General features: G+C 67.4%; 14 protein-coding genes. 7 read left to right on the top strand and 7 right to left on the bottom strand.

The annotated features are described in order from the left end of the window. The first annotated feature begins 3 nt into the window (after positions 1–3). The 5 genes from IE266_RS02835 (at position 4) to gyrB (ending at position 8,046) form a co-directional block, all read left to right on the top strand. Positions 4–2,466, top strand: coding sequence for a tetratricopeptide repeat protein (locus IE266_RS02835; RefSeq protein WP_189678516.1), 2,463 nt, complete (start codon positions 4–6; stop codon positions 2,464–2,466). Between the two features lie 186 nt (positions 2,467–2,652). Continuing rightward, positions 2,653–3,771, top strand: a complete 1,119-nt coding sequence (gene dnaN, locus IE266_RS02830; RefSeq protein ID WP_189678515.1) for a DNA polymerase III subunit beta — start codon at positions 2,653–2,655, stop codon at positions 3,769–3,771. Positions 3,772–3,839: 68 nt separating this feature from the next. Continuing rightward, positions 3,840–4,937: a DNA replication/repair protein RecF gene (gene recF, locus IE266_RS02825; RefSeq protein WP_189678514.1), complete on the top strand. Its 1,098-nt coding sequence runs from the start codon at positions 3,840–3,842 to the stop codon at positions 4,935–4,937. Beyond that, positions 4,934–5,551 (top strand): LysE family translocator, encoded by a 618-nt coding sequence (locus tag IE266_RS02820; protein WP_189678513.1) that lies wholly within the window; start codon positions 4,934–4,936, stop codon positions 5,549–5,551. Before recF ends, IE266_RS02820 begins: the two co-directional genes overlap by 4 nt. Positions 5,552–5,628: 77 nt before the next feature. Continuing rightward, entirely contained in the window at positions 5,629–8,046 is a 2,418-nt protein-coding gene (gyrB, locus tag IE266_RS02815; protein WP_189678512.1) for a DNA topoisomerase (ATP-hydrolyzing) subunit B, read from the top strand. 177 nt (positions 8,047–8,223) lie between these two features. Here gyrB and IE266_RS02810 read toward each other — a convergent pair whose 3' ends face one another. Further along, on the bottom strand, positions 8,224–8,562 hold the full coding sequence (locus tag IE266_RS02810; protein WP_189678511.1) for a hypothetical protein: 339 nt from the start codon (positions 8,560–8,562) through the stop codon (positions 8,224–8,226). Between the two features lie 29 nt (positions 8,563–8,591). Beyond that, positions 8,592–9,038 (bottom strand): SRPBCC family protein, encoded by a 447-nt coding sequence (locus IE266_RS02805; RefSeq protein ID WP_189678510.1) that lies wholly within the window; start codon positions 9,036–9,038, stop codon positions 8,592–8,594. A gap of 48 nt (positions 9,039–9,086) precedes the next feature. On the opposite strand from IE266_RS02805, the gene IE266_RS02800 reads away from it, so the two are divergent. Then, positions 9,087–9,449, top strand: a complete 363-nt coding sequence (locus IE266_RS02800) for an ArsR/SmtB family transcription factor (RefSeq protein ID WP_189678509.1) — start codon at positions 9,087–9,089, stop codon at positions 9,447–9,449. A gap of 164 nt (positions 9,450–9,613) precedes the next feature. Here the strand turns inward: IE266_RS02800 and IE266_RS02795 are convergent, their stop codons facing one another. Both IE266_RS02795 and IE266_RS02790 read right to left on the bottom strand, forming a co-directional pair. Next, positions 9,614–10,186: a M48 family metalloprotease gene (locus tag IE266_RS02795; protein ID WP_229863868.1), complete on the bottom strand. Its 573-nt coding sequence runs from the start codon at positions 10,184–10,186 to the stop codon at positions 9,614–9,616. A gap of 455 nt (positions 10,187–10,641) precedes the next feature. Next, the gene (locus IE266_RS02790) at positions 10,642–10,839 is read right to left on the bottom strand and encodes a hypothetical protein (protein WP_189678507.1); all 198 of its coding nucleotides are present in this window, start codon (positions 10,837–10,839) and stop codon (positions 10,642–10,644) included. Between the two features lie 155 nt (positions 10,840–10,994). Here IE266_RS02790 and IE266_RS02785 point away from each other — a divergent pair, with 155 nt between their 5' ends. Then, the gene (locus IE266_RS02785; RefSeq protein WP_189678506.1) at positions 10,995–13,508 is read left to right on the top strand and encodes a cation:proton antiporter; all 2,514 of its coding nucleotides are present in this window, start codon (positions 10,995–10,997) and stop codon (positions 13,506–13,508) included. Here the strand turns inward: IE266_RS02785 and IE266_RS02780 are convergent. Genes IE266_RS02780 through IE266_RS02770 form a run of 3 tightly spaced genes read right to left on the bottom strand, consistent with a single transcriptional unit; the run spans position 13,505 to position 15,990 of the window. Next, positions 13,505–14,482 (bottom strand): threonine ammonia-lyase, encoded by a 978-nt coding sequence (locus IE266_RS02780; protein WP_189678505.1) that lies wholly within the window; start codon positions 14,480–14,482, stop codon positions 13,505–13,507. The genes IE266_RS02785 and IE266_RS02780 overlap by 4 nt on opposite strands. Next, positions 14,479–15,303: an alpha/beta fold hydrolase gene (locus IE266_RS02775; RefSeq protein ID WP_189678504.1), complete on the bottom strand. Its 825-nt coding sequence runs from the start codon at positions 15,301–15,303 to the stop codon at positions 14,479–14,481. The genes IE266_RS02780 and IE266_RS02775 overlap by 4 nt, the downstream gene beginning before the upstream one ends. Next, a complete protein-coding gene (locus IE266_RS02770) occupies positions 15,304–15,990 on the bottom strand; it encodes a haloacid dehalogenase type II (RefSeq protein WP_189678503.1) in 687 nt (228 codons plus the stop codon). It abuts the gene before it with no gap. Positions 15,991–16,001 lie beyond the last annotated feature (11 nt).

Raw genomic sequence — 16,001 nt, 5'->3', positions numbered from 1 at the left:
GCATTGACCACGACCGCTAGAAGCAACCGGCGCGCCCGGACCATTGCCATTGCCACCGTCCTTGCCGCCATGATGACCGTGTCGGCCTGCGACTCTTCCGAAGATCGCGCCAACAAGCACTTCCAGTCCGCCATGGAACTGGTCGAAAAGGGCGACTTCGATCGTGCCCTTGTCGAGTTCCGCAACGTTTTCAAGCTGAACCCGAACCATCTCGACGCGCACAGGGCGCTCGCCAAGCTGCAATTCGATCGCGGCAACAGGCGGCAGGCCTTCGCCGAGTATCGCAAGGTGGCCGAACAGGCGCCCGAGGATATCGAGGCGCTCACCGCCCTGACCGGGATCGCGCTGGATGGCGGCGACTGGGAAAGCGCGAACCGCTACGCCGGCAAGCTGCTGGAACTGCAGCCAGACAGCCTGACGGCACAGGCCTTCGACAACACGCTGCGCTATAACGACGCCGCGCGCGACCGCAACGAGGATGCACGCAAGGCCCAATTGATCCGGGCACGCGAGCTGAACCAGAAGGCACCCGATCTGATCAATCCCCTGCGGATCATCATCGACGATCTGCTGCGCAATCAGGAATGGAACGACGCGCTGGCCGAGATCGACAAGGCGCTCGCGATCACTCCCGACGACATGCCCCTTCTCCAGGCCCGCCTCGGCGTGCTCGGCCAGCTGGGAGACAACGGCGCCGTGCGCGCCCAGCTCGAGGAGATGGTCGAACGCTTCCCCGCGAACGAGCAGATCCGCGAAAGCCTCATCGCCCTCTATGTCAGTCTGGAAGACATCGACGGCGCCGAGAAGCTCTTGAAGGCCGACGCCGAGGCGTCGACCGAGGTCGAGCCGACCCGCCGCTATATCGCCTTCCTCTACCAGTATCGCGGCCGCGACCAGGCCCGCGCCGAACTCGAACGTGTCATCGCTGCCGGCCGCCTCAATCCGCTCCCCTTCGAGTCTTCCCTGGCCCGGCTGATGTATGACGAGGGCGAAACCGATGCCGCAATCGCCCGGCTGGAGAAGATCTCCTCGACCGCCGAACGCAGCGCCGGCGTACGCGACCTCGAAACCGAACTGGCCCAGCTTCTGTTCCGCGAAGGCAATGCGGTGGGCGCGCGCCAGCTTGTGGAGCGCGTCCTCAGCGAGGACGCAGGCCAAATCGGCGCCGGCAAGCTCAAGGCCAGCTGGCTGATCCAGGACGACAAGACCGACGACGCCATCGTGCTTCTGCGCGACATGCTCGCCCGCGCGCCGCGCGACCCGCTGATCCTGACCCTGCTGGCCGAGGCCTATCAGCGCCAGGGCAACCGCGATCTTTCCGAACAGATGCTGTCGCAGGCTGTCGAGGTCTCGAACAACGCCCCGGCGGAATCGCTGCGCTATGCCCAGGCCTTGATCGCCCGCGACCAGAAGATCCCCGCGGAACAGGTTCTGATCGACGCCCTGCGCCGCAGCAACGCCAACGAGGACCTTCTCGCCGCGCTTGGCCGCCTCTACGCCGGGATGGAGAACTGGCCCCAGGCCGCGACCGTCATCAACCGGCTCAAACAGCTCGACACGCCCTCGGCCAAGGCCATTGCCGCCGGGCTCGAAGCCCAGACGCTGGCCGGTCAACAACGCGGCGAAGAGCTGAACGCGCTCCTCGAAAACCTCGCCGACGATTCCGACGTCGCGCGCGGCGCTCAGAACGCGATCTTCCGCAACAAGCTGCAATCGGAAGGCCCCGAAGCGGCGCTTGCCTATGTCGATGGCCTGCTCGCCGAGACCCCCGACGACCCAGCGCTTCGCTTCGTGCGCGCCGGCACGCTGATCATCCTCGACCGCAAGGACGAGGGCGTGGCGATCTACCGCAAGTTGCTCGAGGAACAGCCGAAAAGCGACCGCGTCTGGCTGACCCTCTACCGCGTCGAACTCGCAACCGGCACCCCGGAAAGCGCGAAAGCCATCCTCGACGAGGCCCTCCAGGCCGCGCCCGAAGCGCCGACGCTGCTGCTCGCCAAGGCCGAGCAACAGCAGCGCGACGGCGATATCGAAGGCGCGATCGCGACCTACGAGGCGCTCTACGCCAAGAACACCTCTTCGGCGATTGTCGCGAACAACCTGGCAAGCCTGCTGGCCGACTATCGCACCGACGAAGAGAGCCTGAAGCGCGCCTACGAAGTGGCCCGCCGCCTGCGCGACACCGATGTGCCGGCCCTGCAGGACACCTACGGCTGGATCGCCCACCGCATGGGCAACACCGCCGAGGCGCTGCCCTACCTCGAAGGCGCCGCCAAGGGCCTGACCGAGGACCCGACGGTGCAGTATCACTACGCCGTCAGCCTCGCGGCCAACGGCAAGGACGCCGAGGCGCTGGAACAGTTCCGCAAGACCCAGGCATTGCTGGCAGACGCGGTCAACCCGCCGGCCTACGCCGACGAGATCGCCTCCGAGATCGCCCGCCTCGAAGCCGCGCCCAAGCAATAGGCAAACCCCGCTGCCAGGCCCTGATTTCGGGGCCTGGCAGCCCCCGTTTCCCCGCATCACCAACCGCATCCGGCGCATCCGCCACAGCCGGCCCGGAACCTGCTTCGCAAGCGCAACAAAGGGCTTGTGCCGGCCTGTGAATGGTCTACCTTGCCGATCCCGGCACAGAGGCTCAGGAGTGAGGGCATGAAACTCAGCATCGAACGCGGCGCGCTGCTCAAGGCGGTGGCTCAGGCGCAATCGGTCGTCGAGCGGCGCAACACGATCCCGATCCTCGCCAACGTGCTGATCGAGGCCGAGGGCGACACCGTCCAGTTCCGCGCCACCGATCTCGACATCGAGGTGGTCGACCGCGCGCCCGCCCATGTCGACCGCGCCGGCGCCACCACCGTGGCCGCGACGACCCTGCACGAGATCGTCCGCAAGCTGCCCGACGGCGCCCTGGTGACGCTGACCGCCGACAGCGCGGCGGGCCGCCTCGCCGTCGATGCCGGCCGCTCCAGCTTCTCGCTGGCGACGCTGCCCAAGGAAGATTTCCCGGTGATGGCCTCCTCGGAATACGAGAGCAACTTCACCGCGCCCGCCCCGGTCCTGCGCCGCCTCTTCGACAAGTCGAAGTTCGCGATTTCGACCGAGGAGACCCGCTATTACCTGAACGGCGTCTACATGCATGTCGCCGAAGGCGAAGACGGCCGCGTGCTGCGCTGCGTCGCCACCGACGGCCACCGCCTCGCCCGCATCGATGCGCCGCTGCCCGAAGGCGCCGAGACGATGCCCGGCGTGATCGTGCCCCGCAAGACCGTAGGCGAGCTGCGCAAGCTGCTCGACGACGACGAGGCCAAGATCGCCGTCTCGGTGAGCGAGACCAAGGTGCGCTTCGCCACCCCCGCCATCACCCTGACTTCCAAGGTCATCGACGGCACCTTCCCCGACTACACCCGCGTGATCCCGCAGGGGAACACCCGCCGGCTCGAGGTCGACGCCTCGGAATTCGCCAAGGCGGTGGACCGGGTGGCGACGGTCAGCTCGGAACGCTCGCGCGCGGTCAAGCTGCAGCTCGACGAAGACCGGCTGATCCTCTCGGTCAACGCCCCCGACAGCGGCGCCGCCGAGGAAGAACTCGCCGTGGCCTATGGCGACGACCGGCTCGAGATCGGCTTCAACGCGAAATACCTGCTGGAAATCGCCAGCCAGGTCGACCGCGAGAACGCCGTCTTCATGTTCAACTCGGCCGGCGACCCGACCCTGATGCGCGAAGGCGACGACCAGAGCGCGGTCTACGTCGTCATGCCGATGCGGGTGTGAGCGGGCAAATCTTTCCCGGAAAGATTTGCGAAAACTTTCGCCGAAAGTTTTCCTGCACGGGCTGATCCATGCTTGCCCTGACCTCGCTGACCCTCTCCCACTTCCGCTCGCACCGGCTGGCGCGGCTGAGCGTCGACGCGCGCCCGGTGGCGATCTGGGGCCCCAACGGCGCTGGCAAGACCAACCTGATCGAGGCGGTCTCGCTGTTCTCGCCCGGCCGCGGCCTGCGCCGCGCCAGCGCCGAGGAAATGACCCGCCGCCCCGAGGCGCTCGGCTGGAAGCTCTCCGGCCTGCTGAGCACCGCCGAGGCCACCCACGAGATCGAGACCTGGTCCGAGAACGGCGCCGCGCGGCAGGTGCTGATCGACGGCAAGGCGGCCTCCCAGCTCGCGCTGGGGCGCATCGCCCGCGTGCTGTGGCTGATCCCGGCGATGGACCGGCTCTGGATCGAAGGCGCCGACGGCCGCCGCCGCTTTCTCGACCGGATGGTGCTCAGCTTCGACCCCGCCCATGCCGAGGCGACGCTGGCCTACGAGAAGGCGATGCGCGAACGCAACCGCCTGCTCAAGGACCAGGTGCGCGACGCCTTCTGGTATGGCGCTCTGGAGAGCCAGATGGCCGATGCCGGCCACCGCATCGACATGGCCCGCCAGGCGGCCCTGGCGCGCGTGCAGGCGGCCCAGCAGGACGCCGAGACCGCCTTCCCCGCCGCCACGCTGGAGCTGCGCCAGCCCGAAGGCGAGATGCCCGCCACCGAGGCTGACCTGAAGGAGGCCCTGGCCGAGAGCCGCAGCCGCGACATGGCCGCCGGGCGCACCCTGGTCGGCCCGCACCGGACCGACCTCCACGGCACCTACGCCGCGAAGGACGTGCCCGCCAGCGACTGCTCCACCGGCGAGCAGAAGGCGCTGCTGATCTCGCTGATCCTCGCCAATGCCCGCGCACTGGCGCAGGACATCGGCGCGCCGCCGATCCTGCTGCTCGACGAGGTCGCCGCCCATCTCGACGCCAGCCGCCGCGCCGCGCTCTATGACGAGATCTGCGCGCTTGGCGCCCAGGCCTGGATGACCGGCACCGGCCCCGAGCTCTTCGAAGACCTCGGCGACCGCGCCCAGCGCCTCGAAGTGCTCGACCTGGGCGGCGCTTCCGAGGTGCACCCGCGATGACCGTCACCGCCTTCGAGCTCTGGTTCTACGCCGGCGCGCTGCTGATCCTCTTCATCACGCCGGGGCCGGTCTGGCTCGCGCTGATCGCCCGCGCGGTCTCGGGCGGCTTCGGCGCCGCCTGGCCGCTGGCGCTGGGCGTGGTCACCGGCGATATCCTCTGGCCGCTCGCCGCCATCCTCGGCGTTTCCTGGGTGGTGCAGGAGGTCGACGGCGCCATGACCGTGCTGCGCTGGGTCGCCTGCGCCATCTTCGTCATCATCGGCCTCTCGCTGCTGAGCGACCGGGGCCATATCGACGAGAACCGCCGCCTCACCCGCCCCGGCCGGCTGGCCGGGCTGACCGCCGGCGCGGCGGTGGCGCTCGGCAATCCCAAGAGCGTGCTCTTCTACATCGGCGTGCTTCCCGGCTTCTTCGACCTGACCCGCGCCACCCCCGCCGACATCAGCGTGATCGTCGCCATGTCGGCCCTGATCCCGCTCGCCGGGAACCTCTGCCTGGCCCTCTTCGTCGACCGGATGCGGCGCTTCCTGAGGTCCGGAACGGCGATCCGCAGGCTCAACCAGGCCTCCGGCATTCTCCTGCTTATCGTGGCGCTGATAATCGCCCTGGCATGACACAAAATCTTGGGCGGGCGCGTGACAAGCCCCCCAAGAGTCAGTATAAAATGCCGAACTCAAGAAGGATAATCCCGATGTCCGAAGACGCTCAGAACCCGCAGGAATACGGCGCGGATTCCATCAAGGTTCTCAAGGGCTTGGACGCCGTCCGCAAACGGCCCGGCATGTACATCGGCGACACCGACGACGGCTCGGGCCTGCACCACATGGTCTACGAGGTCGTCGACAACGGCATCGACGAGGCACTGGCCGGTCACGCCGACGCGGTGACGGTCAAGATCCACGCCGATTCCAGCGTTTCCGTGCGCGACAACGGCCGCGGCATCCCCACCGACATCCACGAGGAAGAGGGCGTTTCGGCGGCCGAGGTCATCATGACCCAGCTGCACGCCGGCGGCAAATTCGACCAGAACTCGTACAAGGTCTCGGGCGGCCTGCACGGCGTGGGCGTCTCGGTGGTGAACGCGCTGTCCGACTGGCTCGAACTGCGGATCTGGCGCAAGGGCAAGGAGCACTACGCCCGCTTCGAACGCGGCGAGACGGTGGAACACCTGCGCGAGGTCGGCGACGCGCCGGGCGAAAAGGGCACCGAGGTGCGCTTCCTCGCCTCGACCGACACCTTCTCGAACCTGGAATACTCCTTCGAGACGCTGGAACGCCGCCTGCGCGAACTGGCCTTCCTCAACTCGGGCGTGCGCATCATCCTGATCGACGAACGCCCCGCCGAGGCGCTGCGTTCGGAACTCTTCTACGACGGCGGCGTGCGCGAATTCGTGCGCTACCTCGACCGCTCCAAGACTCCCGCCATGCCCGAGCCGATCTTCATCTCGGGCGAACGTGACGGCATCGGCGTGGAAGTCGCCATGTGGTGGAACGACAGCTACCACGAGACGGTGCTGCCCTTCACCAACAACATCCCCCAGCGCGACGGCGGCACCCACCTCGCCGGCTTCCGTGGCGCGCTGACCCGCACCATCACGAAATACGCCCAGGACTCCGGCATTGCCAAGAAGGAGAAGATCAACTTCACCGGCGACGACGCCCGCGAGGGGCTGACCTGCGTGCTCTCGGTCAAGGTGCCCGATCCGAAGTTCAGCTCGCAGACCAAGGACAAGCTGGTCTCCTCCGAAGTGCGCCCCGCGGTCGAGAACCTGGTGAACGAGAAGCTCACCGAATGGTTCGACGAACACCCGAACGAGGCCAAGATGATCGTCGGCAAGATCATCGAGGCCGCGCTCGCCCGCGAGGCAGCCCGCAAGGCGCGCGAACTTACCCGACGCAAGACGGCGATGGACGTGAACTTCCTCGCCGGCAAGCTCAAGGACTGCTCCGAGAAGGACCCCTCCAAGACCGAACTCTTCCTGGTCGAGGGTGACTCGGCCGGCGGCTCGGCCCAGACCGGACGCGACCGTCTGACCCAGGCGGTGCTGCCCCTGCGCGGCAAGATCCTCAACGTGGAACGTGCCCGCTTCGACCGGATGCTCTCCAGCCAGGAGATCGGCAACCTGGTCATGGCAATCGGCACCGGCATCGGCCGGGACGAGTTCGACATCAAGAAGCTGCGCTACCACAAGATCGTCATCATGACCGATGCCGACGTCGACGGCGCGCACATCCGCACCCTGCTGCTGACCTTCTTCTACCGCCAGATGCCCGAGCTGATCGAGGGCGGCTACCTCTACATCGCCCAGCCGCCGCTCTACAAAGTGTCGCGCGGCAAGTCCGAGGTCTACCTCAAGGACCAGGCGGCGCTGGACGACTACCTGATCCATCAGGGCGTCGAAGGCGCGATCCTGCGCCTTGGCAGCGGCGAGGAACTCTCCGGCGCCGACCTCACCCGCGTGGTGGACGAGGCCCGCCAGCTCAAGCGCGTACTCGACGCCTTCCCGACGCATTACCCGCGCCACATCCTCGAACAGGCCGCCGTGGCCGGTGCCTTCGTGCCCGGCGCGGTCGATGCCGACCTCCAGGGCGTCGCCGATACCGTGGCCCGCCGGCTCGACATGATCGCGCTGGAATACGAAAAGGGCTGGACCGGCCGCATCACCCAGGACCACGGCATCCGCCTCGCCCGCATCCTGCGCGGGGTCGAGGAGGTCCGCACCCTCGACGGCCCGATGCTGCGCTCGGGCGAGGCCCGCAAGACCGGCAGCTTCACCAAGAGCCTGCAGGAGGTCTACGGCACCACCGCCACGCTCGAACGCCGCGACCGCAACCAGATGATCTTCGGCCCCCTCGGCCTGCTCGCCGCCATCCTGGAAGAGGGCCAGAAGGGCCTCTCGCTGCAGCGCTACAAGGGCCTGGGCGAGATGAACCCGGAACAGCTCTGGGAAACCACGCTCGACCCCAACGCCCGCACCTTCCTGCGCGTGAAGATCGACGACATGGTCGAGGCCGACGACATCTTCACCAAGCTGATGGGCGACACGGTGGAACCCCGCCGCGAGTTCATCCAGCAGAACGCCCTCAGCGTCGAACACCTCGACTTCTGATCGGGTTGTAGGATTGAAGCGACCATCGGCATGCTCACAAGAGCATGCCGATGCGAACTCTGACCAGCACGGCGGCGTTTCGAGCGGCGGCAACGCCACCCGAGGTGCCAACGCCCGATTCCGTGATGCCGCCCGACGACATCACCGGCCAGGGAACGGTGCCCCCCTTTCAGCGGCTCATCCCATCCGTTCCTTGCGCAACAGGATCACCGTCCCGGCAGGGTCCGATGTCCAATGCCCGGTCACCTCGGTCAGCGGCTCCAATTCATCCCGGTTAGGGCTGCCGAGCCGCGACAGCGCGGCGTCGGGGTCGTCGTCGAACAGTTCTATCCACACATCCACCTGGCTCTGATGCGCAACGCGGTCGATCCACAGCGTCAGGCCGCCAAACTCGAACCCGGTGCTGTTCTTCAGCTCCGAGGCGACCGGCAACCCCACCTTGTCGCGGTAAAAGGCCACGGTCTCCTCCCAGCGATGCAGGGGAACCTTGAGGGCGATGTTCTTTCCAGCTTCCATGCCAATTCGCTCCGTTTCAGGCACTCGGGCTACTTGTAGAATCCGTTCCGCAGGTTGATCCCGTGCTCCAGCCAGGCCTTCATGGCGCAAAGCATCCCGGTCCAGCCTTCGCAGTTGCCCAGGCAGGACGTCAGGCCCGCATCTGTTTCGGGCCAGCCGAATTCATTGATCCGAACCAGGGTGCGACCGTCATCCAGTCGGCTGAATTCCATGGTGACGGTGGTCCAGGTCGCGCTCTCCCCGTCGGCTTCCCATTGCAGCACGATCTTTTCATTCGGGATGACCTCCTGCACCAGGACAGGGAAGGCGCCGGGAAAGTCGTGAAAGTCCCAGGTCACCTCGGCCCCGGTTTCCAGCCGCCCCCGTGCGCCGCCGGTGGTGAAATAGTTCGACAGCCGGTCAGGAGCGACCACGGCCTCGAAAACCTCTTCGACCGGCTTGGCGATGCGTCCGGCCACGGTGAACTTCAACTCCATGATGCGAATCCTCTTTGCCTTCGGTCAATCATGTTATAAAAGAATAACATGTCAACCGAAGATAAATTTGACGCCCTGTTCAAGGCGCTTGGCCATCGGGCCCGGCGGCGCATACTCGATCTGATCAAGGATGGCCCGCAGACAACCGGCACCCTGTGCGCGACACTGACGGATCTCGACCGCTGCACCGTGATGCAGCATCTTTCAGTCCTGGAAAAAGCCGGGCTGGTGGTTGTCGAACGACGGGGCCGCGAACGCTGGAACCATCTCGACGCCCTCCCGATCCACGACGTTCAGAACCGCTGGATCGGGCCCTATGCCGCGCAGGCGATCACGATGCTCGGCGATCTGGAGCGGCTCGGCAAAACCGACGCATCTTTGGTGAAGGCTGACGACAACAGCGAAACCTGAAACGCTCGTAAAGGCCCTGCCCTCTGGCTGGTCTTCCATGCCTCGGGCCGCTGACGCCCCTTCCGGCAGAGCACGGCAATGGCCTTCGGCCTCTCCCTTCGCGGGCCGGATCCGCAGGAAAAAGCCCCGCAGCATTGGCTGCGGGGCGTTCAGGCGTCAGGCGGTCAGTTGCTGACCTTCTTCAACCCGACCTTGGCGTTGATCTGGTCGACCGTGGCCAGGACGGTCGCAACCCGCTTGGCATCCGGCGGATGGGTGCCCCAGAACGAGAGCTTGCCGGCAGAGGCCTTCGCCGACTCGGGCCGGGCAAAGAACTTGGCGCCCGCGGTCGGATCGTAGCCGGCGGCATAGGCGATGCGCGTGCCCAGCGTGTCGCTTTCAAGCTCGTAGCTCTGCGAATAGGCCATCTTCCCGGCGGCCGCGCCGAGCTCCATGCTGTCGCTCACCAGGCTGCTGTCATAGGTGCTGCCATAGGGTGTCGACTGCGCCGTGGCCGCCGCGGCGATGACGCCCAGCAGGAGCGCGCCCGCAAGCGCCTGCTGCTGCTTCTTTTCGATGTGCCGTCCGATCAGGTGGCCGTATTCATGGCTCATGACAAAGGCCGCTTCGTCATCGTTGGCGGTGTCACGCAGAAGCGGCATCGAGAGGCGGATCACCGGCTGCTGGTCGACATAGGTGAAATAGGCGTTCCGCTCGGCCATGTCGCGATCGATCGCCACCTGGACATTGCAGTTCACGCCGACCTTCCCGGCCGAGGCCTGCTCGCAGACGGCTTTGCCAACGGGCGAGACCTTTCTGGCCACGCGGGCAAACCGGGCTTCGGCCGCGCTATTGGAGAGTTGCCGGCGCGGGCCTTCCTGACGCGCCTCCGCGAACAGGCTCGCGGCCTTCTGTGTCTGAGGTTCGCCCAGTGTCGGAAGTTCGTAGGTGGTCCCGCAGGCGGTGAGCCCCACAAGGGCCGCGGCTGGCAAGAGCCGAAGTAAAGCTTTCATTGGCGTTCTATTCCCGTAGATTAATGAATCTCAGAAATAGGGAATTCATGTCTATACCAAGACGGAAATAGAACGAATTCCAGACAAACGGAATTATCATTGATCCAAGAGCCCGCGAATGCTCCATGCTGACAAGTGGTTGGCCTGCATGAAGTTGACTGACCCGAGCGCCCCGCTCAGATGGGCTCGCTCAGCCGTTTTCACAGACGCCCTCGGCGAAGCTGGTATCTGGCCGGGCAACCCAGAAAAGGCTGACCAGCCTTCCAGAAATCGGGATGACCCCATGCGGTCACCGAACTCCAAGGCAATTGCAGCGAACCTGTGCGCACATCGAATACCCCAAGCGCCCCAAAACCCTCGAAATCCTCTCCCAAAGCCAACACGTGCCAGCGCAGCATTTGCGCGCGGTCCTGCCCCTCTCCCGCCTCTCGATTGCCCTGTCCGGCATCCGCCAAGCCCTCCTGTATCCGCGCACCGGCGCCCTGATGCCGGTCCCTTCCCACGGCCCTTAATTTGCACGTGCGATTCAGAATTCTTCTGCTAAGGGGAGCATATGGACATCATCCTCGTAACCACTGTCATTGCCTCCCTTTTCCTCGTCATCGGCGTCGCGGAACCCTTTGCCGCGCGCGTTCGGATGCCCTTCAGCGTGATCCTCGCGGTGCTCGGCCTGCTGATCGGCGCCGGTGCGATCTTCTTTCTGAACACCCCCCTGACCGACGCACTGAACCCGGTGGCCGAGGCGATTCTCGGCCTGCCGATACGCTCGAACGTGTTCCTCTACGTCTTCCTGCCGACGCTGCTGTTCCAGGCCACCCTCGGCATGAACCTGCGCCGCATGATCGACGACTGGGTGCCGATCCTCGTCCTGGCCGTGGTCGCGGTGGTGGTGGCGACCCTCAGCGTCGGCTTCGCCCTGTCCTGGACCGGCGCGCTGCCGCTCGCGGCCTGCCTGCTGGTCGGCTCCATCGTCTCCACCACCGACCCCTCGGCCGTGGTCTCGATCTTCCGCTCGATCTCCGCCCCCCGCCGCCTCGCCCGGATCATCGAGGGCGAGAGCCTGCTGAACGACGCCGCCGCCATCGCCCTCTTCGGCCTGTTCATGGCCTTCGTCATGCTCGGCATCCCCGACCCCGAGCTCGGCACCGCCCTCACCCAGTTCCCGGTGCTGATCCTGGGCGGCGCGCTGGTCGGCTGGCTCGCCGCGCGCATCGCGGTCTGGGCCATGGCCCTGCTGCGCCGCCACGAGCTGGCGCAGACCTCCATCTCGGTCGCCCTGCCCTACCTCGTCTACATCGGCGCCGAACAAAGCGTCGGCGCCTCGGGCGTGATCGCCGTGGTCGCCGCCGGCCTGACCATGAACCTGACCGCGCCGGGCCGGCTGCCGCCGCAGGCCTGGACCAACCTGCGCGAACTCTGGGGCGTGCTGGCGCATTGGGCCGGCGCGCTCATCTTCATTCTCGCCGCGCTGCTCATCCCCCGCCTGCTCGAAGAGGTGCGGCTGTTCGACTTCGTCCTGGTCGGCGTGGTGATCCTCGCCGCCATGGCCGCCCGCGCCGTGATCCTCTTCGGCCTCCTGCCGCTGCTCACCGCGCTCAAGCTCTCGCCCGTGGTCGAAGGCCCCTATCGGGTGGCGATCCTCTGGGGCGGGCTGCGCGGCGCGGTGACGCTGGCCCTGGCCCTCGCCGTGACAGAAAGCTTCCTCGTTCCCGACCCGGTGCAGCGCGTCGTCGGCATTCTCGCCACCGGCTTCACCCTCTTCACCCTCCTGGTGCAGGGCACCACGCTGCGCTGGGTGATCGGCAAGCTCGGCCTCGACCGCCTCTCGGCCATCGACGAGGCCCTGTCGCGTCAGGTCGTCGCCGTGGCCCTGCAGACCGTGCGCGAGGACGTGGCCCGCACAACCGAGAACTACGACCTCAACCGCGACACCATCCGCTCCGAGGCCAAGCGCTTCGGCGAGCGCCTCGACCAGGCGGTCAAGGCCGCCGAGGACAATTCCGAGATCCTCGACCGCGACCGCATCGCGCTTGGCCTGATCGCCCTGGCCGGCCACGAACGCGACACCATCCTCGAACGCGTCCGCGAACGCACCATCTCGGCCCGAATGGCCGAACTCGTGCTCTCCGATGCCGAGCGTCTGATCGAAGGCGCCCAGTCCAAGGGCCGCAACGGCTATCAGCGCGCCGCCCGGCGCAGCGTCGCCTACGGCCGCGGCTTCCGCGTCGCGGTCTTCCTGCACAGCCGCCTCGGCCTCTCCGGCCCGCTGGCCCGGATCACCGCCGACCGCTTCGAATTGCTGCTCTCCCAGCGCCTCACCCTGCGCGACCTCGGCGGCTTCATCGACGGCCGCATCCGCCGCATCCACGGCCGCCGCGTCGCCGAGTTGCTGCGCGAACTGCTGTCGCGCCGGATCGAGATGGTCGAGACCGCGCTCGAAGGCCTGCGCCTGCAATACCCCGGCTATGCCGAGGAACTGGAGCGCCGCTTCATCCGCCGCACCGCCCTGCGGATGGAGGAACGCGAATACGTCGCCATGCGCGAGGACGGGCTGATCGGCGAAGAGGTCTATACCGCGCTGATGCAGGAACTCGACGCACGCCGCGTGGCCGCCGAGGACCGCCCGCCGCTCGACGTGGCGCTGCAGCGGGTGACATTCGTCAAGCAGTTCCCCCTCTTCGCCGATCTCGGCGATGCCGCCCTGAAACGGCTGAGCCGGTCGCTGATGACCCGCTATGTCGATGCGGGCGAGGTGATCCTGCGCAAGGACGGCGGCGCGGCAAGCGTCTTCTTCATCACCTCCGGCGCGGTCGAACTGGTCTCGGCGGGGCAGACATCGCGTCTCGGCCGGGGCGAGATGTTCGGCCAGATGGCGATCCTGACCAACAAGGCCCGCCGCGCCGATGTCCGCGCCATCGCGCCGACGACGTTGCTGGTGCTCGACGAGGAACGCTTCCGCAAGCTGATCGAACGCAGCCAGGTCTTCCGCGAGGCCGTGCGCGCCAGCGCTCAGGCCCGCGGTATCGATCCGACGGGCCTGCTGCCAAGCGACGAAACCGCCGGTTAACCGCCGAAGCGCTCCAGCGCCTCGCAGAACATGCCAGCATCGACGTTCCCGCCCGAGGCGACGGCGATCACCGCATCGCCCTCGACCGCCTCGGGGCGGAACAGCGCCGCCGCCAGCGCCACCGCGCCGCCCGGCTCGATCACGATCTTCAGCCGCAGGAAGGCCAGCGCCATCGCGCGCAGCGCCTCTTCCTCGCTCACCGCCAGCCCCGGCCCGCACAGCCGCTGCATGATCGGGAAGGTAATGTCGCCCGGCTGCGGCGTGATGATCGCATCGCAGATCGACCCCGACAGGCGCGGGTTGCGCTGAATCAATCCGGCGGCCAGCGAGCGCGCCACGTCGTCGAACCCCTCGGGCTCGACCGGCCGCGCGCGCAGCCCCGGCGCCTTCGCCTCTAGCGCCAGCGCGATGCCCGAGGTCAGCCCGCCGCCACCGCAGCAGACCAGCACGTCGGCGCGGCTCACGCCCTCCTCGGCGGCCTGCTCGGCGATCTCCAGCCCGGTGGTGCCCTGCCCGGCGATCACCTGCGGCTCGTCGAAGGGCTTGATCAGCGTCAGCCCCCGCTCGCCCGCCAGCTTCGCGCCCAGTGCATCGCGGTCCTCGTTCGCCCGGTCATAGAGCACCACCTCGGCGCCCAGCGCGCGGGTATTGGCGATCTTCAGCTGCGGCGCGTCCGAGGGCATGATGATGACCGAGGGCACCCCGTGCCCCTTGGCCGCCGCCGCCACGCCCTGCGCGTGGTTGCCGCTCGAAAAGGCGATGACGCCACGCGCCCGCACCTCCGGGTCCAGCGCCGAGACCGCCGACCAGCCGCCGCGGAACTTGAAGCTGCCGGTATGCTGCAGGCACTCCGGCTTCACCAGAACCCGCCGCCCGGCGATCTCGTCCAGGAAGGGCGAGGACAGCAGCGGAGTGCGCCGCGCGGGGCCGGCCAGCCGCTGGGCGGCGGCTTCGATCAGGGCAATCGAGGTCATGTTCTCTCCATCACGGCGCGGATCACGCGCAAGGATTCAGGTTCGTCGAGGAAGGGCACATGGCCGCGCCCCGGCACGGTCTCGACGATCATCTCGGGGAAACGGGCCTGCATCTCGGCCAGTGTCGCGGGGCTCAGCAGGTCCGAGTTGGCGCCCCGGATCACGCCCACCGGGCGGCCCTTCAGCGCCTCGAACCAGGGCCAGAGATCCGGCGCGGGGCCGGCCTCGGCCTGCGCCAGCAGCGCATCGCGCAGCTTCGGGTCATAGCGCAGGTCCAGCCCGTCCGGCGTCTCGTCGTATTGCACCCGCGCCATGCGCTGCCAGACCTCGGGCGATACCCCGGTGAAGCTGCGCGAATAGATCCGCTCCAGCGCCGCCGCCGCCTCGTCATAGGTCCGGTAGGGCGGCCGCTTGCCCACATAGGTCATGATGAAGGCAATGCCCTCGGGCGCGATCACCGGCCCCACGTCGTTCAGCACCGCACCGCCCAGCCGGTCGCCGAACAGCGCCGCCAGCGCCATCGCCACCAGCCCCCCGCGCGAGGTGCCCAGCACGCAGGCCTTCCCAATCCCGAGATGGTCCAGCAGCTCGACCACGTCCCGCGCCTCGCGCACCACGTTGTAATTGGCAAACTCCGGGTCGCGCTCGGACTGCCCGCGCCCGCGGTAATCCATCCGGATCACCCGGTAGTCGCCCAGGTGCGGCGCGACGAAATCGAAATCGCGCGTGTTGCGCGTCAGCCCCGGCAGGCACAGCAACACCTTGCCGCTCCCTGCGTCCTCGACATGCAGGCTCAGCCCGTCCGACGTCTTGAATTGCATCTAAAGTCCTGCCTCCTTCGGAATGCCCGTCAGATCCTTCAGCACCCGGTGCGGCTTCCACGGCAGCCGGTCCATCGGCTCTCCCGCCCGGTTCACCCAGGCGGTGAAGAACCCATATCCCGCCCCCGCCGCCGCATCCCAGCCATTGGACGAAACGAACAGCACCTCGCCCGGCGCGCAGCTGAACCGCTGGCCCACAAGGTCGTAAACCACCCGCGCCGGCTTGAAGACGCCGACGCTCTCGACCGAAAGCACGTCGTCCAGCACATCCCCGATCCCGGCCGAGCTGACCGCCCCCTCCAGCATCCTCGGCGACCCGTTCGACAGGATCGCCGTGGCCAGCCCGCCCGCCTTCAACGTCTTCAGCATCGCCGGCACCTCGGGAAAGGCCCGCAGCTCCCAGTAGAGATCCAGCAGCCGCTGCCGCAACGCCACCTCGCCGCCCAGCCCGTTCGCCTCCAGCGCCCAGTCGAGCCCGTCCTGCGTCACCTCCCAGAAATCCGCGTGCGCCCCGGCCACCGCGCGCAGCCACGAATAGCTCAGCTGCTTCTGCCGCCAGTCGCGCGCCACCTGCGCCCAGCTATCGCGCAGCCTCTCGAACCCCGGCTCCGCCGCCGCCTGCCGCGCCGCCGCGGCCACGTCGAACAACGTGCCATAGGCATCGAAGACACATGTGGTGATCGCCATCGCACTCCCCC

The organism is Seohaeicola zhoushanensis (genome assembly GCF_014656415.1).
GTDB lineage: Bacteria > Pseudomonadota > Alphaproteobacteria > Rhodobacterales > Rhodobacteraceae > Seohaeicola_A > Seohaeicola_A zhoushanensis.
Note: the sequence above shows the minus strand (reverse complement) of the source record. Positions and strands in the feature narration are given on the sequence as shown.